Here is a 26,204-nt window from a genome sequence, read left to right as displayed (position 1 = left end):
GACCCGCCCGGCCGTCCTTTTCGGATCACTCCTCGCCGGTGAGTCCCGCCACCAGTTCGTCCGCCGCCGCGTACGGGTCGAGGCCGCCCGCCACGATGCGCTCGGCGAGCGCACCGAGGTGGCGGTCGCCGTGCAGATCGCCGATGCGCTCGCGCAGCCGTGTCACGGCGATGGTCTCGACCTCGTGGGCCGCACGCGCCGTGCGCCGCTCGGCGAGCACTCCGTGCTCCTCCATCCACGCCCGGTGCTTCTCCAGCGCCTCGACGACCTCGTCGATGCCCTCGCCCCGGGCGGCGACCGTCTTCACGATCGGCGGCCGCCAGTCGCCGGGGCCCCTTGATTCGCCCAGGCCCAGCATGTGGTTGAGCTCGCGCGCGGTGGCGTCCGCGCCGTCCCGGTCGGCCTTGTTGACGACGTACACGTCGCCGATCTCCAGGATTCCGGCCTTCGCCGCCTGGATGCCGTCGCCCATGCCGGGTGCCAGCAGGACGACGGAGGTGTCGGCCTGGGAGGCGATCTCCACCTCCGACTGACCGACGCCGACCGTCTCCACGAGGATCACCTCGCAGCCCGCCGCGTCCAGCACCCGGATCGCCTGCGGTGCCGACCAGGCGAGACCGCCCAGATGGCCGCGGGTGGCCATGGAGCGGATGTAGACGCCCGGGTCGGAGGCGTGCTCCGACATCCGGACCCGGTCGCCGAGGAGCGCCCCGCCGGAGAAGGGCGAGGAGGGGTCGACGGCCAGGACGCCGACCCGCTTGCCCGCCCGCCGGTACGCCGAGACCAGCGCCGACGTCGATGTCGACTTGCCGACACCGGGCGAGCCGGTCAGGCCGACGACGTACGCGTTGCCCGTCAGCGGCGCCAGGGCCGCCATCACCTCGCGCAGCTGCGGCGACGCCCCCTCCACCAGGGAGATGAGCCGGGCCACGGCCCGCGGCCGGCCCGCACGTGCCTGCTCGACCAGGGTGGGGACGTCCACCATCACCGCTCCGTTCACTCGCTGCGTGCTCTACGTGTACCGCGTACCACTGGCCCGGAACGTACTACTTGCCCGGGACCCGGATGATCAGCGCGTCGCCCTGGCCGCCACCGCCGCACAGCGCCGCCGCGCCGGTGCCGCCGCCGCGCCGCTTCAGCTCCAGCGCCAGGTGCAGCACCACGCGGGCGCCGGACATGCCGATGGGGTGGCCCAGCGCGATGGCGCCGCCGTTGACGTTCACCTTCTCCGAGGTGACGCCGAGGTCCTTCATCGACTGGACGGCGACCGCGGCGAAGGCCTCGTTGATCTCGATGAGGTCGAGGTCCGCCACCTCCAGGCCCTCCTTCTTGAGGGCGTGCTTGATGGCGTTGGACGGCTGCGACTGGAGCGAGTTGTCCGGACCCGCCACATTGCCGTGGGCGCCGATCTCGGCGATCCAGTCCAGGCCCAGTTCCTCGGCCTTGGCCCTGCTCATGACGACGACCGCGGCCGCGCCGTCGGAGATCTGCGAGGAGGTGCCCGCGGTGATCGTGCCGTCCTTGGTGAACGCGGGGCGCAGCTTGCCGAGGGACTCCACGGTCGTCTCCGGGCGGATGCCCTCGTCCTTGGCGAAGAGGACCGGGTCGCCCTTGCGCTGCGGGATCTCGACCGGGGTGATCTCGGCCTCGAAGAGGCCGTTCTTCTGGGCCGCGGCGGCGCGCTGGTGCGAGAGGGCGCCGATCTCGTCCTGGTCGGCGCGGCTCAGCCCGAGACGGGAGTTGTGCTTCTCGGTGGACTCGCCCATCGGGATGTTTTCGTAGGCGTCGGTCAGACCGTCGTACGCCATGGAGTCGAGCATCTCGATCGCGCCGTACTTGTGGCCCTCGCGGGACTTGGGGAGCAGGTGCGGGGCATTGGTCATGGACTCCTGGCCGCCGGCGACGACGACGTCGAACTCACCCGCACGGATCAGCTGGTCGGCGAGGGCGATCGCGTCGAGCCCGGACAGACACACCTTGTTCACGGTGAGCGCGGGAACGTTCATCGGGATGCCCGCCTTGACGGCGGCCTGGCGCGCCGGCATCTGGCCCCCACCGGCCTGGAGCACCTGGCCCATGATCACGTACTCGACCTGGTCGCCGCCGATGCCGGCCCGGTCCAGCGCGGCCTTGATGGCGATGCCGCCGAGGTCGGCGCCGGAGAAGCTCTTCAGCGAGCCGAGGAGACGGCCCATGGGCGTACGCGCGCCCGCGACGATCACTGAGGTGGTACCGGTCGTTCCAGACATGAGGGGCGCCCCTTGGGATGAGGAGTGAACGAGGGTTTACTTGAATGTACTGACGCGGTACGTCACCCGTCATCCGGCAGCGGGTGTGACGGCGCGCACGTTGCGTAACCAACCGTGTGGCGTTGCACTGGTTCCATGCTGACGCGAATCGACCACATCGGGATCGCCTGTTTCGACCTCGACAAGACCGTCGAGTTCTACCGCTCGACCTACGGGTTCGAGGTGTTCCACTCCGAGATCAACGAGGAGCAGGGCGTACGGGAGGCCATGCTCAAGATCAACGATACGTCCGACGGCGGCGCTTCCTACCTCCAGCTCCTGGAGCCGACCCGGGAGGACTCGGCCGTCGGCAAGTGGCTGGCGAAGAACGGGGAGGGCGTCCACCACATCGCCTTCGGCACCGCGGACGTCGACGCCGATTCCGCGGACATCCGGGAGAAGGGGGTCAGGGTGCTGTACGAGGAGCCCAGGACCGGTTCCATGGGGTCCCGGATCACCTTCCTGCACCCCAAGGACTGCCACGGAGTCCTCACCGAACTGGTCACGTCCGCAGCGGAGCACTGACCTCCGGATACCTGGCCCGGTAGAGTGGGCTGTTCCGGGCCGGGGCCGGGTCGGGGCCGCGCCGCGTCCCCAGCCGTTGATCTGTCACCATTCCCCGGGGGACCGTTCACCGGTGAACGGTACTCGTTGGAGAGTTGCGACCAGGGGACGGATGGGACCGCGCAGTGCGGGGCTACGAACGCCAGGAGAGCCACCGAGCTGACGACGACCATCTCTCGCGGTTCGAAGCCGAAATGGACCGGCTGAAGACCGACCGGGAGAAGGCCGTCCAGCACGCCGAGGACCTCGGTTACCAGGTCGAGGTCTTGCGCGCCAAGCTGCACGAGGCTCGGCGCAATCTCGCGACCCGTCCCGCGTACGACAGCGCGGACATCGGCTACCAGGCCGAGCAGTTGCTCCGCAATGCCCAGATCCAGGCGGAACAGCTGCGGACCGACGCCGAGCGGGAAGTCCGCGAAGCCCGCGCACAGACGCAGCGGATCCTCCAGGAGCACGCCGAGCACCAGGCCCGGCTCCAGGCCGAGCTGCACAACGAGGCGGTGCAGCGGCGGCAGCGGCTCGACCAGGAGCTGGCGGAGCGCCGCCAGACCGTCGAGTCCCATGTCAACGAGAACGTCGCCTGGGCCGAGCAGCTCCGGGCCAGGACGGAGTCCCAGGCCCGCCGGCTGCTGGAGGAGTCGCGGGCCGAGGCCGAGCAGTCCCTGGCGGCCGCGCGCGCCGAGGCGAGCCGGCTGGCGGAGGAGACCCGGCAGCGGCTCGGTTCCGAGGCGGAGTCGGCCCGGACCGAGGCCGAGACGATCCTGCTGCGCGCCCGCAAGGACGCCGAGCGGCTGCTGGCCGCCGCCTCCAGCCAGGCGCAGGAGGCCACCAGCCACGCCGAGCAGCTGCGTACGTCGACGACGGCCGAGACCGAGCAGACCCGGCAGCGGACCGCCGAGCTGAACCGGGCCGCCGAGCAGCGCATGCAGGAGGCCGAGACCCAGCTGCGCGAGGCCCGGCTGGAGGCCGAGAAGGTCACCGCCGAGGCGAAGGAGGCCGCGGTCAAGCGGCTGGCCGCCGCCGAGTCGCAGAACGAGCAGCGCACCCGTACGGCCAAGTCGGAGATCGCCCGGCTGGTCGGCGAGGCGACCAAGGACGCCGAGACGCTCAAGGCGGAGGCCGAGCAGGCGCTCGCCGACGCGCGGGCCGAGGCGGACCGGCTGAAGGCCGAGGCCACCGAGAAGGCCCGCACGGCCGCCGCCGAGGACACCGCGGCCCAGCTCGCCAAGGCCGCCAGGAGCGCCGAGGAGGTGCTGACCAAGGCGTCCGAGGACGCGAAGTCCACCACCCGGGCGGCGAGCGAGGAGGCCGACCGGATCCGCCGCGAGGCGGAGGCCGAGGCGGACCGGCTGCGCGGCGAGGCCGCCGAGCAGGCCGATCAGCTCAAGGGCGCGGCCAAGGACGACACCAAGGAGTACCGGGCCAAGACGGTCGAGCTCCAGGAGGAGGCGCGCAGGCTGCGCGGCGAGGCCGAGCAGCTGCGCTCCGAGGCGGTCGCCGAGGGCGAGCGGATCCGTGGCGAGGCCCGCCGCGAGGCCGTCCAGCAGATCGAGGAGGGCGCGAAGACCGCCGAGGAGCTGCTGGCCAAGGCGAAGGCGGACGCGGAGGAACTGCGCGGCGCCGCGGGCACCGAGAGCGAGCGGGTACGCACCGAAGCGGCCGAGCGGGCCGGTGCGCTGCGCAAGCAGGCCGAGGAGGCCCTGGAGCGCGCTCGTACCGAGGCCGAGCAGCTGCGTACCGACTCCGAGGAGCAGGCCGGCACGACCACCACCGCGGCCGAGCAGGCGGCGGCCGAGCTGCGCGAGGAGACCGAGCGCGCGGTCGCGGCCCGGCAGGCGGAGGCGGCCGAGAAGCTGGCCCGGCTGCACACCGAGGCGGAGGCCAGGGTCGCCACCGCCGAGCAGGAGCTCACGGACGCGCGCGCCGAGGCGGAGCGCATCCGGCGCGAGACGAACGAGGAGTCCGAGCGGCTGCGCGCGGAGGCCGCCGAGCGGATCCGGACGCTGCGGGAGCAGGCGGAGACCGAGGCGGAGCGGCTGCGTGACGAGGCCGTCGCGGATGCCTCGCAGTCGCGTGCGGAGGGCGAGTCCGTCGCCGTACGGCTGCGCTCCGAGGCCGCCGCCGAGGCCGAGCGGCTGAAGTCCGAGGCGCAGGAGAGCGCCGACCGGGTGCGTGCCGAGGCCGCGGCCGCCGCGGAGCGGGTCGGCACGGAGGCCGCCGAGGCGCTGGCCGCCGCCCAGGAGGAGGCCAACCGGCGCCGCCGGGAGTCCGAGGAGACCCTCGACGCGGCGCGCACCGAGGCGAACCAGGAGCGCGAGCGGGCCCGCGAGCAGAGCGAGGAGCTGCTCGCCTCCGCCCGCAAGCGGGTCGAGGAGGCGCAGGCCGAGGCGCATCGGCTGGTCGAGGAGGCGGACAGCCGGGCGAGCGAGCTGGTCTCCGCGGCCGAGCAGACCGCCCAGCAGGTACGGGATTCGGTCAGCGGACTGCAGGAGCAGGCCGAGGAGGAGATCGCCGGGCTGCGCTCGGCCGCCGAGCACGTCGCGGAGCGGACGAAGTCCGAGGCGCAGGAGGAGGCGGACCGGGTCCGCGCCGACGCACACGCGGAGCGGGAGCGGGCCGGCGAGGACGCGGCCCGGATCCGCCGGGAGGCGCAGGAGGAGTCCGAGGCCGCGAAGGCGATGGCCGAGCGGACCGTCGCGGACGCGATCGCCGAGTCGGAGCGGCTGCGGGCGGACACCGCCGAGTACAGCCAGCGGATGCGCACCGAGGCCTCCGACGCGCTGGCCTCGGCCGAGCAGGACGCGGCGCGCAGCCGTGCCGAGGCGCGCGAGGACGCCAACCGGATGCGTTCCGACGCCGCCGCCCAGGCCGACCGGCTGGTGGGCGAGGCGACGAGCGAGGCCGAGCGGATCGGCGCGGAGTCGACGCAGCAGGCCACCCAGCGCGTGGAGGAGTCGACGCAGCAGGCCACCCAGCGTGTGGAGGAGGCGACGCAGCAGGCCACCGCGCTGGTCGACGAGGCGAAGCAGCAGGCGGCCCGGCTCTCGGGCGAGGCCGCGGACGAGGCCGAGCGGCAGCGCGCGGAGGCGGCGGCCACCGTCGGCTCGGCGCAGGAGCACGCGGCCCGTACCCGCGAGGAGGCGGAGCGGGTGCGCGCCGAGGCGGAGGCCGCGGCCGAGCAGTTGCGCACGGAGGCCCGGCAGGAGGCGGACCGGCTGCTCGACGAGGCGCGGGAGGCTGCGGCCAAGCGCCGGGCCGATGCCGCGGAGCAGGCCGATCAGCTGGTCAACAAGGCGCAGGAGGAGGCGTTGCGCGCCGCCACCGAGGCCGAGGAGCAGGCCGACACGATGGTCGGCGCCGCCCGCAAGGAGGCCGTGCGGATCACCTCGGAGGCGACCGTCGAGGGCAACTCCCTGGTGGAGCAGGCCCGTACGGACGCGGACGAGCTGCTGGTCGGCGCGCGCCGGGACGCCACGGCGATCCGGGAGCGGGCCGAGGAGCTGCGGGCCCGGATCGAGGGCGAGATCGAAGAGCTGCACGACCGGGCCCGGCGGGAGACCTCCGAGCAGATGAAGACGGCGGGCGAGCGCGTCGACAAGCTGATGAAGGCGGCGACGGAGCAGCGCGACGAGGCGGCGGCCAAGGCCAAGGAGCTGCTGGCGGACGCCAATTCGGAGGCGAGCAAGGTCCGGATCGCCGCGGTGAAGCGGGCCGAGTCGCTGCTGAAGGAGGCCGAGCAGAAGAAGGCCACGCTGGTCCGCGAGGCCGAGAAGCTGCGGTCCGACGCCCAGGCCGAGGCGAAGCGCACGGTCGAGGAGGGCAAGCGCGAACTCGATCTGCTGGTACGCCGGCGCGAGGACATCAACACCGAGATCTCCCGCGTCCAGGACGTGTTGGAGGCGCTGGAGTCCTTCGAGACGCCGACGAGCGGCGGCAAGGGCTCGGGCGGCTCCTCGGGTAACGTCAAGGCCGGGGCCGCGGCAGGCACTCGATCGAGTGGCAAGTCGTCCGAGGGGTAGTCACCTTGTCAGTTCCCGTGCTTCGACAGGAACGTTCAACCCTCCGAGTGGCAAGAGTTGCAGGGGGCAGCCACTCAAAAGAGGTGTCATTCTCCAGACCAAAAGGGCATCCGCTCGATGACACGCCGTTCCGGCCCCTAGGATTCCCCCTAACACCTCACCGGTCTCATTCGACAGGAACCCCATGAGCGACCCTTCCTCCCCCTTCGGCTTCGAGCTCGTGCGACGTGGATACGACCGCGGTCAGGTGGATGACCGCATTACCAAGCTCGTCGCCGACCGTGATAGTGCCCTGACCCGCATCACGTCTCTGGAGAAGCGCATCGAGGAGCTCCACCTCGAAACGCAGAACGCCCAGGCCCAGGTCAACGACGCGGAGCCGTCGTACGCCGGTCTCGGCGCGCGTGTGGAGAAGATCCTCCGCCTGGCCGAGGAGGAGGCGAAGGACCTGCGCGAGGAGGCCCGTCGCGCCGCCGAGCAGCACCGCGAGCTCGCCGAGTCGGCCGCCCAGCAGGTGCGCAACGACGCCGAGACGTTCGCCGCCGAGCGCAAGGCGAAGGCCGAGGACGAGGGCGTCCGGATCGTCGAGAAGGCCAAGGGCGAGGCCGGCTCGCTGCGTGCGGAGGCTCAGAAGGACGCCGCGCAGAAGCGCGAGGAGGCGGATGCCCTCTTCGAGGAGACCCGCGCCAAGGCCGCCCAGGCCGCTGCGGACTTCGAGACCAACCTGGCCAAGCGCCGCGACCAGTCGGAGCGCGACCTCGCGTCCCGCCAGGCCAAGGCCGAGAAGCGTCTCGCCGAGATCGAGCACCGCGCCGAGCAGCTCCGTCTGGAGGCCGAGAAGCTCCGCACGGACGCCGAGCGCCGGGCCCGCCAGACGGTGGAGACCGCGCAGCGCCAGTCCGAGGACATCGTGGCCGACGCGAACGCCAAGGCCGACCGGATCCGCAGCGAATCGGAGCGCGAGCTGGCGGCTCTCACCAACCGCCGCGACTCGATCAACGCCCAGCTGACCAACGTCCGCGAGATGCTGGCCACGCTGACCGGTGCCGCGGTCGCCGCCGCCGGCACCCCCGCCGACGACGAGCCGGTCACCCGTGGCGTCCCGGCCCAGCAGGGCCGCTGACCCCCGGTACCGCAGCTGTACCCCAGGAGAACACCGAGGATCCTCCTCGCGCGCCCGGTCCCGCCCTTGTGGTGGCGCCGGGCGCGCGGCCGTTCTAGCGTGAACGCATGATCGAGCTCGATGGCCTCACCAAGCGCTTTGGCAACAAGGTTGCCGTCGACCGTCTCTCCTGCCAGGTCAGGCCCGGAATGGTGACGGGTTTTCTGGGGCCCAACGGGGCGGGCAAATCCACGACGATGCGGATGATGCTCGATCTCGACAATCCGACCAGCGGTTCGGTGCGCATCGACGGCAAGCACTACTGCGACCTCGAAGAACCCCTGAAGTACATCGGCGCGCTGCTGGACGCCAAGTCGATGCACGGCGGGCGCAGCGCGTACAACAATCTGCTCTGTCTCGCGCAGAGCAACCGCATCCCGGAGAGCCGCGTCGCGGAGGTCCTGGACACCGTGGGTCTGACCTCTGTGGCGAGGAAGAAGTCGAAGGGGTTCTCCCTCGGCATGGGTCAGCGGCTCGGGATCGCGGCGGCGCTGCTCGGCGACCCGCAGGTGCTGCTCTTCGACGAGCCGGTCAACGGCCTGGACCCCGAGGGCATCCACTGGATCCGCAATCTGATGAAGTCGCTCGCCGCGGAAGGCCGGACGGTCTTCGTATCCAGCCATCTGATGAGCGAAATGGCCCTCACCGCCGACCATTTGATCGTGATCGGCCAGGGCCGGCTGCTCGCCGACACCTCGATGGCCGACTTCATCCACCGGAACTCCCGCAGTTACGTACGGCTGCGCTCGCCGCAGCAGGAGCGGCTGCGCGACGTACTGCACGAGGCGGGCCTGGCCGTGATCGAGACGGGAAGCGGCACGCTGGAGATCGACGGCGCCACGACCGAGGCACTGGGCGAGCTCACCGCGCAGCACCGGATCGTGCTGCATGAGCTGAGTGCCCAGCGGGCCTCCCTGGAGGAAGCGTTCATGCAGATGACGGCGGACTCCGTGGAGTACCACGCGCACTCGGACCATGCCGCGGCACCACCGCCCGCGGGCCCGCAGTGGGGCGAACAGTGGAACCGGCGGACCGGTGGCAACGCCGGCAAGGAGGTGTGACGACGATGGCATCGGTACCCGCGGTCCTGACCTCCGAGTGGACCAAGATCCGTACGGTCTCCTCGACCGTCTGGACGCTGATCTCCGCGTTCGTCGTCACCGTCGCGATGAGCGCGGCGCTCTGCGCCCTGATGAACGCCCAGTTCGACGACCTCCCGGTGATGGAGCGGGCCGCCTTCGACCCGACCCTCATCAGCTTCTCCGGCATGGTCCTCGGCCAGCTGGCCATGGTCGTCTTCGGTGTGCTGGTGGTCGGTACGGAGTACAGCTCCGGCATGATCCGCACCTCGCTGGCAGCCGTGCCCCAGCGCGGTTCCTTCCTGTTCAGCAAGGTCACCGTGGCCGGTCTGCTGGCCCTGGTGGTCGGCCTCGCGACCAGCTTCGTCACGTTCTTCCTCGGGCAGGCGCTGCTCGGCGAGCACAGCACGGACATCGGCGCGGACAACGTCCTGCGCGCGGTCGTCGGCGGTGGCATCTACATGGGCCTGATCGGGATCTTCTCGATGGGTGTGGCGACGATGCTGCGCAGTTCCATGCTGTCGCTCGGCATCCTGATGCCGTTCTTCTTCCTGGTCTCCCAGATCCTGTCGGTGGTCCCGGGGGCGAAGAAGGTCGCCCAGTACTTCCCCGACCAGGCGGGGTCCAAGATCATGCAGGTGGTGCCCGACGCCATGAACAGCAGCCCGGCTCCGTACGGACCGTGGGGAGGGCTCGGGATCCTGGTCGCCTGGGTCGCGGCCGCGCTGATCGGCGGCTATCTCGTGCTCAAGAGGCGGGACGCGTGACCGTTCGCCCGGTCCGAAGAACGACGCGCGCCCGCAACGACTTGGCCGGAACCGTCAAGGCCTGGATATCCTCCTAACTCTTACGGGGGCGTGCGGTCACTCGGCCTGGGCCCCGACGACAGCTGTGAGTCGATGGGGCTGAAAGCATGATCGAGGCAGTCGGCCTGACAAAGCGCTACGGCGCGAAGACGGCCGTGTCCAACCTTTCCTTCCAGGTGCGGCCGGGTGCCGTCACCGGATTCCTCGGTCCCAACGGGTCGGGCAAGTCCACCACCATGCGCATGATCCTGGGCCTGGACCAGCCGACCTCCGGTCATGTGACGATCGGCGGCCACCCCTTCCGCAGCCTGCCGAACGCCCCGCGCCAGGTGGGCGCCCTGCTGGACGCCAAGGCGGTGCACGGCGGGCGCAGCGCCCGTAATCACCTCCTCTCGCTCGCCCAGCTCGCGGGCATCCCGGCCGCCCGGGTCGACGAGGTGCTCGGCGTCGTCGGTCTTCAGGACGTCGCGCGGAAGCGGTCCAAGGGCTTCTCGCTCGGCATGGGCCAGCGGCTCGGGATCGCGGCAGCGCTGCTCGGCGACCCGCAGGTGCTGCTCTTCGACGAGCCGGTCAACGGCCTGGACCCCGAGGGCATCCTCTGGGTCCGCAATCTGATGAAGATGCTGGCGTCCGAGGGCCGTACGGTCTTCGTCTCCAGCCATCTGATGAGCGAGATGGCGCTGACCGCCGACCATCTGATCGTGATCGGCCGGGGGCAGCTGCTCGCCGACATGAACGTCAAGGAGTTCATCTCCGCCAACTCTGCCGACTTCGCCCGGGTCCGGGTCGCCGACGGCCTCGCGGAGCGGCGCGAGAAGCTGACCGCCTCCCTCACCGAGGCGGGCGGCCGGGTCCTGTCCGAGCCGGACGGGGCCCTGCGGGTCACCGGGCTGCCGCTGCCGCGGATCAGCGAGGTGGCGCACGAGTCGGACGTCCGGCTGTGGGAGCTCTCGCCGCACCAGGCCTCGCTGGAGGAGGCGTACATGCGGATGACCCAGTCCGTCGTGGACTACCGCTCGACGGCGGACCAGAAGGCGGGTCTCCAGCAGCCGGCGGACCACGGGTACGGGCAGCCGGGGTACGGGGCGCCGCAGCCGCCGGTCCCGGAGATGCCGCAGCAGAACTGGTACGCCCCGCCGCCGCCCGGACAGCGCCCGTCCGCTGCGGCCCCGGCCGGGCCCGCAGCGGCCACCGCAGACCTGACCAAGCGCGACACCAGCGAGGACGCCCGATGACAACGCCTCCGACCCCGCAGGCGCCGTCCCAGCGGCAGGCCCCGGCCCCGCAGCACAGCCCGCAGACCGCACCGTCCGGTCCGTACACCTCGCCGATCCCGGTGCGCCGGGCCACCCTCGGCGATGCGATCGCCTCCGAGTGGACCAAGATCCGCTCGGTGCGCTCCACGATGTGGACGCTCGGCATCATGATCGTGCTGCTGATCGGGATCGGGCTGCTGGCCACGCTCGCGGTCAACACCGCCAGTTCCGAATTCGGCTCGACGCCGGTGCTCAGCCTCGGCTTCTTCGGCGTGCTGCTGGGCTCGATCTGTGTGATCACGCTCGGTGTGATGACCATCGCGTCCGAGTTCGGCACGGGCATGATCCGTACGACGCTGACCGCCTGCCCCAGCCGTGCCCGGGTGCTGAGCGCGAAGGCGATCGTCTTCTTCCTGCTCACCTTCGTGATCACGACCGTGACGACCGCGCTGGTCGGGGTCCTTCAGACGACGTTCATCGAGAGCGAGGCGCCCAGCGGCGGCGACTGGCTGCGCGCGACGGTCGGGGTCGGCCTCTACGTCGCGACGCTGGGACTGCTCTCCCTCGCGGTCGGCGCGCTCATCCGGCACTCCGCCGGTGCAATCACGATCATGATCGGGGTGGTGCTGCTGCCGCTCGTGCTGGCCATCTTCATGTTCGCGCAGTCGCTCTCCGACCTGCGGCTGGCGCTCTTGCAGTACTCGATCCCGAGTCAGCTCAGCGCTCTGTACTCCGCCTCGGTCGCCGATTCGGGGCCGTCCGGCTGGGAGCCGCTGTGGATCATGCTCGGTGTCACGGCCGTGGCCATGATCTGCGCGTTCGCCTCTCTGGACCGCCGGGACGTCTGAGCCGTCCCCGCCCCGGACGCTCTCAGTAGCGAGGCGCGTTCCTGGACCGCTGCACCTGTGTGGTGCGGCGGTCCTTCGCGTTCCAGCACGCCTTGTGCCAGTGCCTGCGGTCGTCGATCCCGCCGTACTCGGACCAGGCCACCAGATGCGGGACGCCGGACGGGATCTCCTGGTCGCAGCCGGGGCAGCGGTACCGCTTGCCCGCCGCGCTCGCCCCGCTGACCGGGCGGACGGACCACTGCTCGCCCCGCCACTCCTCGGCGCGTCCGCCACCGCCGTACCGGGCCCCCGGTACCTCGGCGCTGTCGTGGGGACTCTCGCCGCCTCGGGGGCGGTTGCGGCGCGGGGACACGTGAACACCTCACGGGGCAGTCTGGGCAGGTCCTTTCCAGCGTAGGGCCATTTGGCCGACACGGGCGTCCGGCACCTCGCGGGCAAGGTCCCGGACGGGAGTGAGTTACCGGAAAATCGCAACAGCCTGCCGGCGGACCGTGCCTTTGGCACGTGTCAGACGTTGTTGCTCTACAGGGGAGAGCCGCGTCGGCCCCAAGGAGGCAATTGGCGATGCGTGTGGGAACGTTCGTACTGGCAGCCCAGTTTCCGGGGCAGGGGCCGGGAGAAGCGCTGCACCGCGCGATCCGGTCCACCGAGGTCGCGGAGGAATCCGGACTCGACTCGGTCTGGCTGGCAGAGCATCATTTCGTGCCGTACGGGGTCTGCCCGTCCGCGGTCACGCTGGCCGCGTTGCTGCTCGGCCGCACCCGCAGAATCCGGGTCGGCACGGCGGTGAGCGTACTGCCGACCCAGCATCCGGTGGCGCTCGGCGAACAGGCCGCGCTGCTCCACCTCACCAGCGGCGGCCGGTTCACCCTCGGCGTCGGCCGCGGCGGCCCCTGGGTGGACCTGGAGGTGTTCGGAGCGGGCCTGGAGGCGTACGAGAAGGGCTTCCCGGAGTCCCTGGAGCTGCTGCTCGACTGGCTGGGCAAGCCGCGGGTGGCCGGGCGCGGGGAGCGGTACGGCTTCCGCGAGGTCGCCGTGGTCCCCCGGGCCGACGAGCTCCTCGCCGGAGACGGCGACGAAAGCACCGGCGGCCCCGAGGTGGTCGTCGCTTGCACCTCCCCGAAGACGGTGAAGCTCGCCGCGGAGAAGGGGCTGCCGATGCTGCTCGGGATGCACTGCGGGGACCAGGAGAAGGCGGACATGGTCGCCCTGTGGCGCTCCACCGCGCTCGCCGCGGGCCGCGCGCCCGAGAGCGTCCACGGGGCCGGGCATGTGTCCGCGGGGGTGGCCCAGATCGCCGACCGCCCCGAGGACGCGGTGGAGACGCTCGTGAAGGCGATGCCGGGCTGGCTGCGGCAGGGGCTGGACGCGCATGTGACGGTCGACGGCCGGCACCGGGTGATGCGTGACCCGGTCGCGTACACGGAGCTGCTGTGCGGCCTTCATCCGGTGGGCCCGCCCCGGCTCGCCGCCGACCGGCTCGCCGCCACCGCCGAGCGGACAGGCATCACCCGCTTCGCGCTGCTGGCTGAGGGGTCCGGGGATCTGGCGACCACGGAGGAGAACGTAGCGCGGCTGGGCACCGAAGTGCTCCCGCTGCTCGCCTGACGAGTCGTAAGCAGTGCGGGGCTGCCGCCCCGGAGCGAGTTGCACGATCTCGGTCCGGAACGGCAGCGAAAGCGTTCAGCGCCTGTCCCGCGAATCACGGCCGGGGTCACGGCGCCTGACACAGCACCTGGCGCCCCGACCCCGCCCTCCGGGCGGACGACGCTACTTTCGGAACACGCCCTAGCAGTCCCGGAGTTCGGGCGACTGGTTGAGCAACTGCCCCCTCACCGAGGTGAAGCGGGCCAGACGCTCGTCGACCGAGGAGTCCAGCGGGAACACCGCGACGCGGTGGCAGTTCTGAAATGCCAGGCGCACCCCGAAGTGCCGCTGCAGCGCACCGCGTATCGCATCACTCGCGAGCGCGCGCAGCAGCTGACCACGTGCCTGTTCGTTGGGCGGCGGCGTCTGGTTGTCGGCGAACTCCCCGCCGTCGACCTCCAGTTGGGCCACCAACGAGCTGATCATCTCCCATGCGTAGGGCAGGGAGGTCCGGACGCAGTCGACGAAGTCGGCTTCGTCGACCTCGCCTCGCTCGGCCTGTTCCAACAGCGCCGGTGAGACGTCGAGCGACATGGGTTCTCCTCTCGCGACCCCGACGCCGGGCCGGGGCCTTACGGGCTGGGAAGGAGGGCTGCGACGCAGCGTACACAGTCGGCGACCTCCTGCTTACACGGTACGGGCGCAGTCCTGGCCGCACCAGGAGATTGGGAACACAACCGGCCAATAACGAAGGGGCGCAAAGAGGGGCAAGCCCGGACGGCAACCCCCGGAGTCAACCCGGGTGACGGGTGCGACAGGGGGAGAATCGCGTGGAGCACCCCTTGTCGAGTAGCGTTGCCGACCATGCGTCTCGTCATCGCCCGCTGCTCCGTGGACTACGCCGGCCGACTCACGGCCCACCTGCCCTCCGCTCCCCGTCTGATCCTGGTGAAGGCGGACGGGAGCGTGTCGATCCACGCCGACGACAGGGCGTACAAACCCCTCAACTGGATGTCGCCGCCCTGCACCCTCAAGGAGGGCACCGACGACACCGCGGGTGTCTGGACCGTGGTGAACAAAGCGGGCGAGAAACTGATCATCACGATGGAGGAGATCCTCCATGACTCGTCCCATGAGCTGGGTGTCGACCCGGGTCTCATCAAGGACGGCGTCGAAGCGCATCTGCAGGAGCTGCTCGCCGACCGGATCGAGACACTCGGCGAGGGCTACACCCTGATCCGCCGCGAGTACTTCACCGCCATCGGGCCGGTCGACATCCTGTGCCGGGACGCCGACGGCCAGACGGTCGCCGTGGAGCTGAAGCGGCGCGGCGACATCGACGGTGTGGAGCAGCTGACCCGCTATCTGGAGCTGCTCAACCGCGATCCCCATCTCGCCCCGGTGAAGGGCATCTTCGCGGCCCAGGAGATCAAGCCGCAGGCGCGGGTGCTGGCGACGGACCGCGGGATCGGCTGTGTCGTTCTCGACTACGACGCGCTGCGCGGCATCGAGGACGACAAGCTGCGGCTGTTCTGACCCGTCCCGCTCCGCGGCCCCGAACGCCGGACGTGTGTGTCACGTCCGGCGTTCGGCGGTTGTGGGGCGGCTCAGAGGCTGTCGGGTGACCTCTGACCGGGCAGCCACGCCCTGGTGCGCACGCTTCCCGCGTCGTCGTCGGTCGCCAACGCCCCATCCGACTCCCTCCTCCGCCTTGGAATCGCACGCACCAGACCGCGTCAGCTTTCCGATCCGAGGTCATCCGACAGCCTCTCAGGCCACCGTCGGGCCGCTCTGCGCACTCGCCGCCGCCGATGACGAGGAGGAGGACGGCCCGCTCGCCGAGTCGGAGGTGTCGGGGGAGGACGGCTCGGGTTCGGTGGCCGTGTCCGTCGGGTCCGGGGAGCCGGTGTCCGTCGGACTCCCGGTCGGACTGGGCGACTTCGTCGGGGTGGACGACTTCGTCGGGGTGGGCGACTTGGTCGGGGTGGGCGACGACGGCTTGCCGCTGGAGGAGATGTCCGACGACGGGGTGCCGCTCGGTCCCGAGGGGTCCGTGGACGGCGTACCGCTGCCGCTCGGCGTGCTCCCGCTGCCCGAGGGGCCGGGCGTCGAAGCGCTGCCGCCCGGTGCCGTGTCGCCGGGCGTCGAACCGTCCGCCGGGCTGTCGGCCGGGGCTTCGCCCTCGTCGTCGTGGCTCTGCGACTGCTTGGTGGTGACGTCCTGGTTCCCCTGGACGCCGTCGTCGCCGGAGGTCAGCCCCAGCCCCACCACCGTGCCGAGCACGCCGGTCAGGAGGACACCCGCGGCCGTCGCGACCAGGTTGCGCCGGGCCCCGGCGAGCAGCGCGAAGCGTCCCTTCCCGGCGTCCCCGGCGGCCTTGGGGGTGCCCTGCCGCGAGATCACCGTGGGAGCGGAGGCCCCGTACAGCCCCGGCAGCGTCTGCGTCACCGACGGCGTCGCGCGGACGGGCGACGGCCTCGGCTCCTCGGTCCGCGGGACGGGCAGCTCGTCCCCCGGCGGGGTGAGGACTACGGGCAGCGGGCCGCCGGAACGGTCCGCGACCAGCGCGAGGGCGCGCCGCCCGGCAACCGCTCCGGACTTGTCGGCGAGCGCCCCGCGCATGCCGATCGAGGTCTCCAGCTCGGCCCTGGCCCGGTCCGGATTGCCGGCCAGCAGCGCCAGGACGCCCAACTCGTGGTGGAAGTAAGCCTCTTCGGCGACCTCTCCGGCGAGCCTGGCCGCCTCCTGGCCGATCCGCAGCGCCCGCTCCCAGGCTCCCCAGTGCAGACCCGCCGCGAAGGCCGGAGAGGCGCTGCGGGCCAGCAGCACGGCCACGCTGGTCTGTCCCGCCCCGTCGCCGGGCACCAGCTGCGCCATCGCCGCGACGACCGCGTCGCCCTCGGCCGTGACCCGCTCGGGAGTGACCGAGGGATGACCGGCCCACCAGGCGTAGTGCTGGGCCGCGGTCCGTGCCCGGTCGGTGGCGTCCTCGCCGTAGCCGGCGGCCTCCAGCTGGGTCACCACACCGGCGGCCAGCCGGTAGCGGGGGCCGGCCGGGGAGAGCAGCCCGCAGCCGGCCAGCTCGCCGAGCGCGGCGTCCGCGTGGGTGTCCCCGATGAGCGCCGGCAGGTGCGCCTGGTGCGGCACCTCGCCGCCGAGGGCCACCGCGAAGCGCAGGGTGTCGCGGGCGGACGCGCTCAGCCGTGAGGCCAGCAGCGGGGCGGGGGCCGCGCCCTCCCCGAGGCTGGGCAGCGGAATGTGGACGCCGTCGACGTTCTGGTCGTACCCGAAGGGGACCTCCGCGGGCCGGCCGTCGCCGCCGAACACGCCGTACGCCTCGGGGTCGGTACGCAGCATGTCGCGCTGGCGCAGCAGGGCGCCCGCCTGGACGAAGCGCAGCGGCAGCCCCTCGGACTCGAACCAGAGGTCCCCCGCCCAGTTCGCCTCCTCCTCGGTGAGCGGACGCTCGACGGCCCGCTCCAGCAGGTCGACGGCGGCGCTGCGGCCGAGGCCGGCGAGAAAGACTTCTTCGAGGTGCGATTCGGTGGTGGGCGCGGCGACGTCCGGAACCGTCGCGAACAGGAAAGCGCACTCCGGTGTCGCGTCGAGCAGCTCCTCCAGGGCGGCTCCGCCGAACTCCAGGTCGTCGAGGAGGACGACGGCGCCGATCCTCCGGACCGTTTCGAGCAGCCCGGCGCGGTCGGGTCGGTGCAGCGGCGAGTCGTGTACGGCCTCGAAGAGCCCGTACAGCAGGTCGGTGGCGGTGCGCTTGTAGCCGTTGAGCCGTACGACGCCGTCCGGTGCGAGATCCGCGCAGTCGGCCGCGACGGCGTCCAGCAGCGCGGTACGGCCGGATCCGGCCGGTCCGGTGAGCCGCACCGAGCGGCCCCGGGACAGCAGGCGCACCAGCCGTTCGCGTTCCTGCGCGCGCTCCAGGAGCGGCAGTTGGGGGGCGGGCGGGCCCGGCGGTACGGGCGGTGCGGTGGCCCGTTCACGGTCGGCGCGCCCGGTCGCGGAGCGCCGGGCCGGAGGTCCGGGCTGCTCCCCCGGCGGGCACAGCTCCACCTCGCTGCCGTCGACCGGGTTGACGGTGAGGAGGTACTCGCCCGATATGAGCCGGACGACGCGTGCCTGCGGCGGCGTCGGGTGACCGGGGTCCGGGGTCAGCTGGTCGCGGGCCGGCCGTCTGCGGCCGGGCCCCTCACCGGAGCTGTCGTTGTCACGGCTGTACTGTTCCGGTCCCCGGTGTGTCGGGTCCATCGCCAAAGCCCCCAGACGCGTCGCGCACGATTGCCCCTCCGGCCTCGCACGCCCCGCTGTCGCTTCTGGTCCGGTGTCCGCCCGGTGGGTTCGTGAATCGGCGGACGGGCCGAACCCTAGACCGTCGCCCGGTGTCCGCGCACAGTCGGGGGGTCACGCCGCCCGAAGCGCACGCTCTCATGCCAATTGCACGCTTTCGGCCGGGCGCACGCCGCTACACGCGCGGCAGCGAGTCCGCGGCGATTCCGCCCTCGATGGCCAGGATGCGGTGCAGCCGGGTCGCTACCAGCAGGCGCTGCATCTGCGGCGGCACGCCGCGGAGCACCAGCCGCCGACCGGCCCGTCCGGCCCGGCGGTGCGCGCCCATGATGACGCCGAGTCCGGTGGCGTCCCAGGAATCGAGCTCGGTCAGGTCGAGCACGAGGTCGCCGACGCCGTCGTCGAGGGCCGAGTGCAGGGCCGTACGGGCGTCCGCCGCGCTTCGGACGTCGAGGCGGCCCCCGACGACCAGCTCGGCGTGGTCGCCCCTGATGTGCATATGCGCTCCCCTGTGATGCTCCGTAGCAAGGTTCGTCTGTCTGTTCTGTCTCTCCCACAACTGACTGCGGTGGAGACAGGGAAGTTTCCGTCTGTAAGCGAACCGATACCGAATTCACTCCGCGGAGTGACTGAGGCTCGGCGAGGGCCCACTCGGAACCACTGCCTCCGGGAGATCCCCCGGTCCTCCGGGCCCGACCGGCGGGCAGATCAGGCAACCGGAGGACCGAAAACGATCAGTACGTGTAGAAGCCCTGCCCGCTCTTGCGGCCGATGTCACCTGCATCCACCATCCGGCGCATCAGCTCCGGCGCGGCGAACTTCTCGTCCTGCGACTCGGTGTAGATGTTGCTGGTGGCGTGCAGCAGGATGTCGACGCCGGTCAGGTCCGCCGTGGCGAGCGGGCCCATGGCGTGGCCGAAGCCGAGCTTGCAGGCGATGTCGATGTCCTCGGCCGAGGCGACGCCCGACTCGTACAGCTTGGCGGCCTCGACGACGAGCGCCGAGATCAGCCGGGTGGTGACGAAGCCGGCCACGTCACGGTTGACGACGATGCAGGTCTTGCCGACGGACTCGGCGAACTCCCGTGCGGTGGCGAGGGTTTCGTCGCTGGTCTTGTAGCCGCGGACGAGTTCGCAGAGCTGCATCATCGGGACCGGCGAGAAGAAGTGCACACCGACGACGCGTTCGGGGCGCTCCGTCACGGCCGCGATCTTGGTGATCGGGATGGCGGAGGTGTTGGAGGCGAGGACGGCGTCGTCCCGGACGATCTTGTCGAGGGCCCGGAAGATCTCGTGCTTGACCTCCAGCTTCTCGAAGACGGCCTCGACGACGACATCCGCGTCGGCGACCGCGTCGAGGTCGGTGGTGGTCGTGATGCGGGCGAGCGCGGCCTCGGCGTCGGCCGCGTCCAGCTTGCCCTTGGAGACGAACTTGTCGTACGAGGCCTTGATGCCGTCGCGTCCGCGGGTCAGGGCTTCGTCGGTGACGTCGCGCAGCACCACGTCCCAGCCCGCCTGGGCGGAGACCTGCGCGATGCCGGACCCCATGAGTCCGGCTCCGATGACGGCGAGCTTCCTGGCCACGTGTGCACCCCTTGGTTTCTGTCCGCCTCTGCAGATGGTCCCTGCACGGCCGGTCTGAACGGTTGTTGACATGCTCTCCGGCGGAGATTAGTACCCACGAGGGGCGCTGGGGCCGTGAAGAGATGCGCGTCACGTCTCACATGACGGACATCACACCGGCACACCTCATCCAGCGGCGCGCCGGGCGTAGTTGAGGACCCTTTCGCCGAGGAGGTCCTCGATCTCGTCGAGCACGGCCAGCGCATCGCGTGAGACCTCGGCCGCCTTGCGCCCGGCCAGCATCTCCCGGCTGATGTGGCCGACGAGGGCCCCCTCGATCCAGGCGAGCTGACCGCCGACCAGGTCCGGCAGCGGATCGTCGGCCGGTGCGCCGGTCTCCTCGCGCAGGGTCGCGACGACGGCCTCCAGGACCTCCTGCTGGAGGCGGGAGAGACGGGCCTGGAGCGTGGGCGCCTCCTCGACGACCCGCATGAAGTCGGCGAAGCCGTCCATCAGTCCGAGCTCCGGCGACACCGCGACGACCAGGGCCCGCACCGGCGGCGCGGCCACCGTCGCCGGGCACGATCTCGCCGACGACCCGGCCGCGGTCCGCACGAGGTGCGGATACGTCGCCCAGTCCGGCGGGGTCGACCCGCACCTCACCGTGCGGGAGGAGCTGGTCACCCAGGGGCGGCTGTACCGGCTGAGCAGGGCGGAGGCGAGCGAGCGGGCCGCTGAACTGGCCCGTCTGCTCGACCTCGGCGATCTGCTCGACCGGAAGGCGGCCACCCTCTCGGGCGGTCAGCGCCGGCGCCTGGACATCGCGATGGGCATCGTCCACCGCCCGCCCGTCCTCTTCCTCGACGAACCCACCACCGGCCTGGACCCGGGCAGCCGCTCCGGTCTGTGGGACCTGGTGCGCGGGCTGCGCGACGACCACGGCACGACGGTCGTCCTCACCACCCACTACCTCGACGAGGCGGACGCGCTCGCCGACCGGCTGATCGTGATCGACCGGGGCGTGGTCGTGGCCGAGGGCGCCCCGTGGACGCGGTGCGGGACGCGTACGTGGGCTCGTACGCCACCTCGCACATGCTGTACGGAACGCTGGTGGCGGTCGCCTTCGCGGTCGTGGCCACGGCGGTGGGCGCGAGGGTCTTCCGCCGGGTGGGGCACTAGCCTGGCGGCATGGTCAATCTGACACGTATCTACACGCGCACCGGCGATCAGGGCACCACCGCCCTCGGCGACATGAGCCGTACCGCCAAGACCGATCTGCGGATCTCCGCGTACGCCGACACCAATGAGGCCAACGCCGTCATCGGTACCGCGATCGCGCTCGGACAGCTCTCCGAGGACGTCGTGAAGGTCCTCGTCCGTGTGCAGAACGACCTGTTCGACGTGGGCGCCGATCTGTCGACCCCGGTCGTCGAGGACCCGAAGTACCCGCCGCTGCGGGTGGAGCAGAGCTACGTCGACAAGCTGGAGGCGGACTGCGACCACTACCTGGAGCAGCTGGAGAAGCTGCGCAGCTTCATCCTGCCCGGCGGTACGCCCGGGGCGGCGCTGCTGCACCAGGCGTGCACGGTGGTCCGGCGCGCGGAGCGGTCCACCTGGGCGGCGCTGGAGGTGCACGGCGACGTGATGAACGCGCTGACCGCGACGTATCTCAACCGCCTCTCCGACCTGCTGTTCATCCTCGCGAGGACGGCGAACAAGGAGGTCGGCGACGTGCTGTGGGTGCCGGGCGGGGAGCGGTAGCCACCGCGTACCGAAGCCGCCGGACGGGTGCGGGCCCGCCCGTCCGGCGGCTCAGCGCCCGGTCGGCTCCCGTTTCGGAAACAGCGTGTAGCTGCCCGCGATGACCACGTTGAGCCCGATGACGAACAGCATCTTCTGCTGCCACGCCTGGAGCGAGGAGACATCACCGTCCCCGCCCACGTACCAGACGGCCGCCTGGAGCAGCGCCAGCGCGGTCACCGCCGCGACCGTCCAGCGCGCCGCGACCTTCCACTCGTGCACCGCGCGCGCCGTGCCGTACTTCGGCGGCCGCACCGGCGGCGGCCCGCCCGCGAAACGGTGGGCGACCCGGGCGTCGACCCAGCGGATCGTGGAGTGGCCGAGCCCCACCGTGAAGCCGATGTAGACGGCGGCGAGCCCGTGCTTCCAGTCGGGTTGCGCCCCGTTCTTCAGGTCGATGGCCGTCACCACCAGCAGCACGACCTCCAGCAGCGGCTCGCACAGCAGCACGCCCGCGCCCAGTCGCGGCTTCTTCGCCAGGTACCGCAGCGCGAGGCCCGCGGCCAGCAGCACCCAGAAGGCGACCTCGCAGAGCACGATCAGCGTGACGATCACAACACATCTCCTTCCCGTTGCCTCCAGCCTCCCGGCCCGGCCGCGCGTCATCGTCGTCGGCAGTGACGAATCGTGACTGCATCCTTCGATGTACTCGCTCCTCACCCCCGGTAGGGAGGTCCGGGCGCGGACCGCCGTGTTGGATGGGAGGGTGTTCACCCTCGCCCGGCCGCACCGCCACGACGTGCTCATGGCCGCCATCGGACTCCTCGGCGGCCTCGTCCTGTGGGCGTTCGGCCTGCACATACAGGGAGAGCGGGCCCTCGTCGCCCCATGGGTCTCGCTGCTGCCGCTCGCCGTCGTCTCGGTGCTCGAACTGGTCCGCAGGACCGCCCCGCAGCCGGCCCTGGTCATCGGCACGTTCGCACTGGTCGCGGACCAGTTCACGGTCGGGAACCTCGCGACGGTCCTGATGTTCACGGACCTCATGTACGCGGCCGTGCTGTACGGGAAACCGTCCGCCGCCCGCCGCATCCCGGTGACCGCGTTCCTGATCACGGTCGGGATCACCGTCGGGTTCCTGGCCTGGTTCCGCAGCCCCCAGGCGCTGCTCATCGGTGTCGTCACCGGCATGGTCTCGTTCCTGCCCGCCATCACCGGGGTCAGCGTCCGCAACCACCGGGACGCCGCCGAGGCCGCCAGGCTGCGCGCCGACCAGACCGCGCTGCTGGCCGAGATGGACCGGGCCCAGGCGGTGACCGCCGAGCGCACCCGGATGGCCCGTGAACTGCACGACATGGTGGCCAACCACCTCTCGGCGATCGCCATCCACTCCACCGCCGCGCTCTCCATCGACGACCCGGGCACCTCGCGCGAGGCACTCGGCGTGATCCGGGAGAACAGCGTCGACGGCCTCGCTGAGATGCGCCGGCTGATCGGGCTGCTGCGCACCGGTGGCGGGGCCCTGGAACCGGCCGCGTCGCCCTCCCTCGCCTCGCTGGACGCACTGGTCGAGCAGACCCGTACGAGCGCCGCGCCGAGCGGCCTGACCTGCGCCTTCGAGGACACCCGGGAGAAACGGGAGTCGCTGGCCGCGCCGGTCGAGCTGGCCGCGTACCGGATCGTCCAGGAGTCCCTGACGAACGCGCTCAAGCATGCCGCGCCCGGCCCGGTCGCGGTGCGGCTCGGGCAGTCCGGGCGGCTGCTCACGGTGGAGGTCAGCAGTGTGCTCGGGGACCGCCCAGGTCCGCGCGCACCGGGTTCGGGGGCCGGCCTGGTGGGAATGCGGGAGCGGGTGGCGCTGCTGGGCGGCGCGATCGAGGCCGGTCCGTCGGCCACCGACGATGGTACGCAGATCTGGCGGGTACGGGCCGAACTGCCAGTGGAGGAAGGGGTATCGAGAACATGACGATCCGGGTTGTGGTCGCCGAGGACCAGTCGGCCGTCCGGGCGGGACTGGTACTCATTCTGAGCAGCGCGCCCGACATCGAGGTCGTGGGCGAGGCCGGGGACGGCGAGGAGGCGGTGCGCCTGGCCCGCGAACTCCGGCCGGATCTCGTACTGATGGACATTCAGATGCCGCGGCTGGACGGGGTGTCGGCGACCGGCCAGGTGGTGACCGAACGGCTCGCGGACGTACTGGTGCTGACGACCTTCGATCTCGACGAGTACGTCTTCGGGGCGCTGCGGGCGGGGGCCGCGGGCTTCCTGCTGAAGAACACCGAAGCGCGCGATCTGCTCGATGCCGTACGCACGGTGGCGCGCGGCGAGGGCCTGATCGCCCCGGCGGTGACGCGCCGTCTGATCGCCGAGTTCGCCGGGACCGCGCCCGTACGGTCGGCAAAGGGGCCCGACCTCTCGGTGCTCGACGTTCTCACCCGGCGGGAGCGTGAGGTTCTGAGCTGCCTCGGCGAGGGCCTGTCGAACGCCGAGATCGCGGTCCGGCTCACCATGGCGGAGGCGACGGTGAAGACCCATGTGAGCAGGTTGCTGGGCAAGCTGGAGCTGCGCAGCCGGGTCCAGGCAGCCGTACTCGCACAGGAGTTGGGCGTCTGAGATCCAGGGCCTCTCGTTCGGGTCAGGGCGGATCGGGGCACGCCAGTGCCGCGGCAGGCAACGTTCGCCCCGTCGCGACGCCCGGCACGCACTCTCGCCGCACCGGACGAAAGCCCGAGTACGTCCAGTACGAGGGCTTCCGGCCGGCACGCCGGGAGCACGCACCGGACGCCGCTCCTCGACGGGCAAACGTTGCCTGCCGCGACACCGGCCCGGACTGGCGCAAAGGAGAGGCCCCAGCCGCGAACTTTGGTCCAGACCTCTTGACGATTGGTCCAGACCTTCCTAATCTCACCGAACACACTGCGGTGAGCACGCCATGACAAGGCGCGCTCAGGGCGGCGCAGGGTTTGCAGTCCACGGACCACCCCCGATTGTCCGGACCTCACCCGAGGAGCACCGTTGAGCACTGAAACCCCCCTACGCCGGATCCGATTCAGACTCGGGACCGGTAGAGCCACCAGATCCAGAGCGGTCGCCGGTATCACCGCACTGCTGCTTCCACTCGCCGCGATGGTCGGCCTCGCCTCCCCCGCCGAGGCCGCCACCTCGGCGACCGCGTCCTTCGTCAAGAAGTCCGACTGGGGCTCCGGCTTCGAGGGCCAGTGGACGGTGAAGAACACCGGCACCACCGCCCTGTCCTCCTGGACCATCGAGTGGGACTTCCCCTCCGGCACCGCGGTCGGCTCCGCCTGGGACGCCACCGTCACCAGCTCCGGCACCCACTGGACCGCCAAGAACCTCGGCTGGAACGGTTCGGTCGCCCCCGGCGCCTCCGTCAGCTTCGGCTTCAACGGCACCGGCCCCGGCGCCCCCACCGGCTGCAAGCTGAACGGCGCCTCCTGCGACGGCGGCAGCGTCCCCGGCGACAACGCCCCCTCGGCACCGGGCACCCCCACCGCGAGCGCCGTCACCGACACCTCGGCGAAGCTGAGCTGGACCGCCGCGACCGACGACAACGGCATCAAGAACTACGACGTGCTGCGCGACGGCGCGGTCGTCTCGACGGTCACCGGTACGACGTTCACCGACTCCGGCCTCAAGGCCGGCACCGACTACTCGTACACCGTGCAGGCCCGTGACACCGCCGACCAGACCGGTCCGGTCAGCGGCGCGGTCAAGGTCCGCACCACCGGCGGGGGCGGCAACCCCGACCCCGGCACCGGCGGCAAGGTCAACCTCGGTTACTTCACCGACTGGGGCGTCTACGGCCGGAACTACCACGTCAAGAACCTGGACACCTCGGGTTCCGCCGCGAAGATCACGCACATCAACTACGCCTTCGGCAACGTCCAGGGCGGCAGGTGCACCATCGGTGACTCCTACGCCGACTACGACATGGCGTACACCGCCGACAAGTCCGTCGACGGCGTCGCCGACACCTGGGACCAGCCGCTGCGCGGCAGCTTCAACCAGCTGCGCAAGCTCAAGGCGAAGTACCCCCACATAAAGGTCCTGTGGTCCTTCGGCGGCTGGACCTGGTCCGGTGGCTTCGGTGAGGCCGCGAAGAACCCGGCCGCGTTCGCCGAGTCCTGCTACAACCTGGTGGAGGACCCGCGCTGGGCCGACGTCTTCGACGGCATCGACATCGACTGGGAGTACCCCAACGCCTGCGGCCTGACCTGCGACACCAGCGGCCCGGCCGCACTCAAGGGCCTCACCACCGCGCTGCGCTCGAAGTTCGGCGGCAACAACCTCGTCACGGCCGCCATCACCGCCGACGGCTCCGACGGCGGAAAGATCGACGCCGCCGACTACGCCGGCGCCGCCCAGCCCCTGGACTGGTACAACGTGATGACCTACGACTTCTTCGGAGCCTGGGACGCCAAGGGCCCGACCGCCCCGCACTCCCCGCTCACCTCGTACAACGGCATCCCGAAGACCGGCTTCAGCTCGGCCGACGCCATCGCCAAGCTGAAGGCCCAGGGCGTCCCCGCCTCCAAGCTGCTGCTCGGCATCGGCTTCTACGGCCGCGGCTGGACCGGCGTCACCCAGGACACACCCGGCGGCACCGCCACCGGCGCCGCACCCGGCACCTACGAGGCCGGCATCGAGGACTACAAGGTCCTCAAGAACACCTGCCCCGCCACCGGAACCGTCGCCGGCACCGCCTACGCCCACTGCGGCACCAACTGGTGGAGCTACGACACCCCGGCCACCATCACGTCCAAGATGAACTGGGCGAAGAGCCAGGGCCTGGGAGGCGCGTTCTTCTGGGAGTTCAGCGGCGACACCGCGAACGGTGAACTCGTCGGCGCGATCAACAGCGGTCTGAAGTAACCCTCACGGTCCGAGAACCCCCACCAGCACCGCGCACCACCCCGGAAAGCCACCGGGGAGACGGGTCCGCCCCCGTCTCCCCGGTCTTTCGTCTGCTGGGCCCG

Annotated in this window: 23 protein-coding genes; 14 read left to right on the top strand and 9 right to left on the bottom strand. The window is 71.4% G+C overall.

The window, feature by feature from the left end:
• Window positions 1-25: 25 nt before the first annotated feature.
• Together meaB and ACWCQ6_RS15935 are read right to left on the bottom strand one after the other, a co-directional pair.
• On the bottom strand, window positions 26-985 hold the full coding sequence (meaB, locus tag ACWCQ6_RS15940) for a methylmalonyl Co-A mutase-associated GTPase MeaB (RefSeq protein WP_451089507.1): 960 nt from the start codon (window positions 983-985) through the stop codon (window positions 26-28).
• Between the two features lie 61 nt (window positions 986-1,046).
• Complete coding sequence (locus tag ACWCQ6_RS15935) at window positions 1,047-2,249, bottom strand: acetyl-CoA C-acetyltransferase (protein ID WP_451089505.1); 1,203 nt, start codon at window positions 2,247-2,249, stop codon at window positions 1,047-1,049.
• A 135-nt stretch (window positions 2,250-2,384) separates the two neighbouring features.
• Here ACWCQ6_RS15935 and mce point away from each other — a divergent pair, with 135 nt between their 5' ends.
• From mce to ACWCQ6_RS15900, 7 genes are all read left to right on the top strand, one after another.
• Entirely contained in the window at window positions 2,385-2,813 is a 429-nt protein-coding gene (gene mce / locus ACWCQ6_RS15930) for a methylmalonyl-CoA epimerase (RefSeq protein ID WP_072486742.1), read from the top strand.
• A gap of 164 nt (window positions 2,814-2,977) precedes the next feature.
• The gene (gene scy / locus ACWCQ6_RS15925; RefSeq protein ID WP_451089503.1) at window positions 2,978-6,871 is read left to right on the top strand and encodes a polarized growth protein Scy; all 3,894 of its coding nucleotides are present in this window, start codon (window positions 2,978-2,980) and stop codon (window positions 6,869-6,871) included.
• 184 nt (window positions 6,872-7,055) lie between these two features.
• Window positions 7,056-7,994, top strand: a complete 939-nt coding sequence (locus ACWCQ6_RS15920) for a cellulose-binding protein (RefSeq protein WP_451089501.1) — start codon at window positions 7,056-7,058, stop codon at window positions 7,992-7,994.
• Between the two features lie 107 nt (window positions 7,995-8,101).
• Window positions 8,102-9,094 (top strand): ABC transporter ATP-binding protein, encoded by a 993-nt coding sequence (locus ACWCQ6_RS15915; protein ID WP_451089499.1) that lies wholly within the window; start codon window positions 8,102-8,104, stop codon window positions 9,092-9,094.
• 5 nt (window positions 9,095-9,099) lie between these two features.
• Entirely contained in the window at window positions 9,100-9,879 is a 780-nt protein-coding gene (locus tag ACWCQ6_RS15910; protein WP_451089497.1) for an ABC transporter permease subunit, read from the top strand.
• 146 nt (window positions 9,880-10,025) lie between these two features.
• Entirely contained in the window at window positions 10,026-11,153 is a 1,128-nt protein-coding gene (locus ACWCQ6_RS15905; RefSeq protein WP_451089495.1) for an ABC transporter ATP-binding protein, read from the top strand.
• A complete protein-coding gene (locus ACWCQ6_RS15900; RefSeq protein WP_451089493.1) occupies window positions 11,150-12,022 on the top strand; it encodes an ABC transporter permease subunit in 873 nt (290 codons plus the stop codon). The genes ACWCQ6_RS15905 and ACWCQ6_RS15900 overlap by 4 nt, the downstream gene beginning before the upstream one ends.
• A 22-nt stretch (window positions 12,023-12,044) precedes the next feature.
• Here ACWCQ6_RS15900 and ACWCQ6_RS15895 read toward each other — a convergent pair whose 3' ends face one another.
• Complete coding sequence (locus tag ACWCQ6_RS15895) at window positions 12,045-12,374, bottom strand: ATP/GTP-binding protein (RefSeq protein ID WP_451089491.1); 330 nt, start codon at window positions 12,372-12,374, stop codon at window positions 12,045-12,047.
• A gap of 212 nt (window positions 12,375-12,586) precedes the next feature.
• On the opposite strand from ACWCQ6_RS15895, the gene ACWCQ6_RS15890 reads away from it, so the two are divergent.
• Window positions 12,587-13,630: an LLM class flavin-dependent oxidoreductase gene (locus ACWCQ6_RS15890; protein ID WP_451089489.1), complete on the top strand. Its 1,044-nt coding sequence runs from the start codon at window positions 12,587-12,589 to the stop codon at window positions 13,628-13,630.
• A gap of 180 nt (window positions 13,631-13,810) precedes the next feature.
• Here the strand turns inward: ACWCQ6_RS15890 and ACWCQ6_RS15885 are convergent, their stop codons facing one another.
• On the bottom strand, window positions 13,811-14,203 hold the full coding sequence (locus ACWCQ6_RS15885) for an SCO5389 family protein (RefSeq protein WP_451089487.1): 393 nt from the start codon (window positions 14,201-14,203) through the stop codon (window positions 13,811-13,813).
• Window positions 14,204-14,473: 270 nt separating this feature from the next.
• Between ACWCQ6_RS15885 and nucS the strand changes: the two genes are divergently transcribed.
• Window positions 14,474-15,145: an endonuclease NucS gene (nucS, locus tag ACWCQ6_RS15880; protein ID WP_365690084.1), complete on the top strand. Its 672-nt coding sequence runs from the start codon at window positions 14,474-14,476 to the stop codon at window positions 15,143-15,145.
• 234 nt (window positions 15,146-15,379) lie between these two features.
• Here the strand turns inward: nucS and ACWCQ6_RS15875 are convergent, their stop codons facing one another.
• From ACWCQ6_RS15875 to ACWCQ6_RS15860, 4 genes are all read right to left on the bottom strand, one after another.
• Window positions 15,380-17,869: an ATP-binding protein gene (locus ACWCQ6_RS15875; protein ID WP_451089485.1), complete on the bottom strand. Its 2,490-nt coding sequence runs from the start codon at window positions 17,867-17,869 to the stop codon at window positions 15,380-15,382.
• Window positions 17,870-18,083: 214 nt separating this feature from the next.
• A complete protein-coding gene (locus ACWCQ6_RS15870; RefSeq protein ID WP_072486732.1) occupies window positions 18,084-18,407 on the bottom strand; it encodes an STAS domain-containing protein in 324 nt (107 codons plus the stop codon).
• Window positions 18,408-18,642: 235 nt separating this feature from the next.
• Window positions 18,643-19,491, bottom strand: a complete 849-nt coding sequence (locus ACWCQ6_RS15865; RefSeq protein ID WP_266426553.1) for a 3-hydroxyacyl-CoA dehydrogenase family protein — start codon at window positions 19,489-19,491, stop codon at window positions 18,643-18,645.
• 165 nt (window positions 19,492-19,656) lie between these two features.
• The gene (locus tag ACWCQ6_RS15860; RefSeq protein WP_451089482.1) at window positions 19,657-19,983 is read right to left on the bottom strand and encodes a hypothetical protein; all 327 of its coding nucleotides are present in this window, start codon (window positions 19,981-19,983) and stop codon (window positions 19,657-19,659) included.
• Here ACWCQ6_RS15860 and ACWCQ6_RS15855 point away from each other — a divergent pair.
• Together ACWCQ6_RS15855 and ACWCQ6_RS15850 are read left to right on the top strand one after the other, a co-directional pair.
• Window positions 19,961-20,671 (top strand): ABC transporter ATP-binding protein, encoded by a 711-nt coding sequence (locus ACWCQ6_RS15855; protein WP_451089480.1) that lies wholly within the window; start codon window positions 19,961-19,963, stop codon window positions 20,669-20,671. The two genes, ACWCQ6_RS15860 and ACWCQ6_RS15855, sit on opposite strands and share 23 nt — an antisense overlap.
• Complete coding sequence (locus tag ACWCQ6_RS15850; RefSeq protein ID WP_451089478.1) at window positions 20,659-21,231, top strand: cob(I)yrinic acid a,c-diamide adenosyltransferase; 573 nt, start codon at window positions 20,659-20,661, stop codon at window positions 21,229-21,231. Before ACWCQ6_RS15855 ends, ACWCQ6_RS15850 begins: the two co-directional genes overlap by 13 nt.
• Before the next feature lie 51 nt (window positions 21,232-21,282).
• Here ACWCQ6_RS15850 and ACWCQ6_RS15845 read toward each other — a convergent pair whose 3' ends face one another.
• The gene (locus ACWCQ6_RS15845; protein WP_451089476.1) at window positions 21,283-21,825 is read right to left on the bottom strand and encodes a hypothetical protein; all 543 of its coding nucleotides are present in this window, start codon (window positions 21,823-21,825) and stop codon (window positions 21,283-21,285) included.
• Between the two features lie 151 nt (window positions 21,826-21,976).
• Here ACWCQ6_RS15845 and ACWCQ6_RS15840 point away from each other — a divergent pair, with 151 nt between their 5' ends.
• The 3 genes from ACWCQ6_RS15840 to ACWCQ6_RS15830 all read left to right on the top strand — a co-directional run bounded on the left by ACWCQ6_RS15840 (window position 21,977) and on the right by ACWCQ6_RS15830 (window position 26,100).
• On the top strand, window positions 21,977-23,173 hold the full coding sequence (locus tag ACWCQ6_RS15840; RefSeq protein WP_451089474.1) for a sensor histidine kinase: 1,197 nt from the start codon (window positions 21,977-21,979) through the stop codon (window positions 23,171-23,173).
• Entirely contained in the window at window positions 23,170-23,820 is a 651-nt protein-coding gene (locus tag ACWCQ6_RS15835; RefSeq protein WP_451089472.1) for a response regulator, read from the top strand. The genes ACWCQ6_RS15840 and ACWCQ6_RS15835 overlap by 4 nt, the downstream gene beginning before the upstream one ends.
• A gap of 402 nt (window positions 23,821-24,222) precedes the next feature.
• Complete coding sequence (locus ACWCQ6_RS15830) at window positions 24,223-26,100, top strand: glycosyl hydrolase family 18 protein (protein ID WP_451089470.1); 1,878 nt, start codon at window positions 24,223-24,225, stop codon at window positions 26,098-26,100.
• The last annotated feature ends 104 nt before the right edge of the window (window positions 26,101-26,204 follow it).

This window comes from Streptomyces sp. NPDC001880 (assembly GCF_053594575.1).
The sequence above is the reverse complement of the archived record's forward strand: the minus strand, read 5'-3'. Positions and strand labels throughout refer to the sequence as shown.

What these genes read in the sequence shown, in the direction of transcription:
- meaB (WP_451089507.1), bottom strand. Translation starts at nt 985, where the DNA reads ATGGTGGACGTCCCCACCCTGGTCGAGCAGGCACGTGCGGGCCGGCCG.
- ACWCQ6_RS15935 (WP_451089505.1), bottom strand. Translation starts at nt 2,249, where the DNA reads ATGTCTGGAACGACCGGTACCACCTCAGTGATCGTCGCGGGCGCGCGT.
- mce (WP_072486742.1), top strand. Translation starts at nt 2,385, where the DNA reads ATGCTGACGCGAATCGACCACATCGGGATCGCCTGTTTCGACCTCGAC.
- ACWCQ6_RS15920 (WP_451089501.1), top strand. Translation starts at nt 7,056, where the DNA reads ATGAGCGACCCTTCCTCCCCCTTCGGCTTCGAGCTCGTGCGACGTGGA.
- ACWCQ6_RS15915 (WP_451089499.1), top strand. Translation starts at nt 8,102, where the DNA reads ATGATCGAGCTCGATGGCCTCACCAAGCGCTTTGGCAACAAGGTTGCC.
- ACWCQ6_RS15910 (WP_451089497.1), top strand. Translation starts at nt 9,100, where the DNA reads ATGGCATCGGTACCCGCGGTCCTGACCTCCGAGTGGACCAAGATCCGT.
- ACWCQ6_RS15905 (WP_451089495.1), top strand. Translation starts at nt 10,026, where the DNA reads ATGATCGAGGCAGTCGGCCTGACAAAGCGCTACGGCGCGAAGACGGCC.
- ACWCQ6_RS15900 (WP_451089493.1), top strand. Translation starts at nt 11,150, where the DNA reads ATGACAACGCCTCCGACCCCGCAGGCGCCGTCCCAGCGGCAGGCCCCG.
- ACWCQ6_RS15890 (WP_451089489.1), top strand. Translation starts at nt 12,587, where the DNA reads ATGCGTGTGGGAACGTTCGTACTGGCAGCCCAGTTTCCGGGGCAGGGG.
- ACWCQ6_RS15885 (WP_451089487.1), bottom strand. Translation starts at nt 14,203, where the DNA reads ATGTCGCTCGACGTCTCACCGGCGCTGTTGGAACAGGCCGAGCGAGGC.
- nucS (WP_365690084.1), top strand. Translation starts at nt 14,474, where the DNA reads ATGCGTCTCGTCATCGCCCGCTGCTCCGTGGACTACGCCGGCCGACTC.
- ACWCQ6_RS15875 (WP_451089485.1), bottom strand. Translation starts at nt 17,869, where the DNA reads ATGGACCCGACACACCGGGGACCGGAACAGTACAGCCGTGACAACGAC.
- ACWCQ6_RS15870 (WP_072486732.1), bottom strand. Translation starts at nt 18,407, where the DNA reads ATGCACATCAGGGGCGACCACGCCGAGCTGGTCGTCGGGGGCCGCCTC.
- ACWCQ6_RS15855 (WP_451089480.1), top strand. Translation starts at nt 19,961, where the DNA reads ATGAAGTCGGCGAAGCCGTCCATCAGTCCGAGCTCCGGCGACACCGCG.
- ACWCQ6_RS15860 (WP_451089482.1), bottom strand. Translation starts at nt 19,983, where the DNA reads ATGGACGGCTTCGCCGACTTCATGCGGGTCGTCGAGGAGGCGCCCACG.
- ACWCQ6_RS15850 (WP_451089478.1), top strand. Translation starts at nt 20,659, where the DNA reads ATGGTCAATCTGACACGTATCTACACGCGCACCGGCGATCAGGGCACC.
- ACWCQ6_RS15835 (WP_451089472.1), top strand. Translation starts at nt 23,170, where the DNA reads ATGACGATCCGGGTTGTGGTCGCCGAGGACCAGTCGGCCGTCCGGGCG.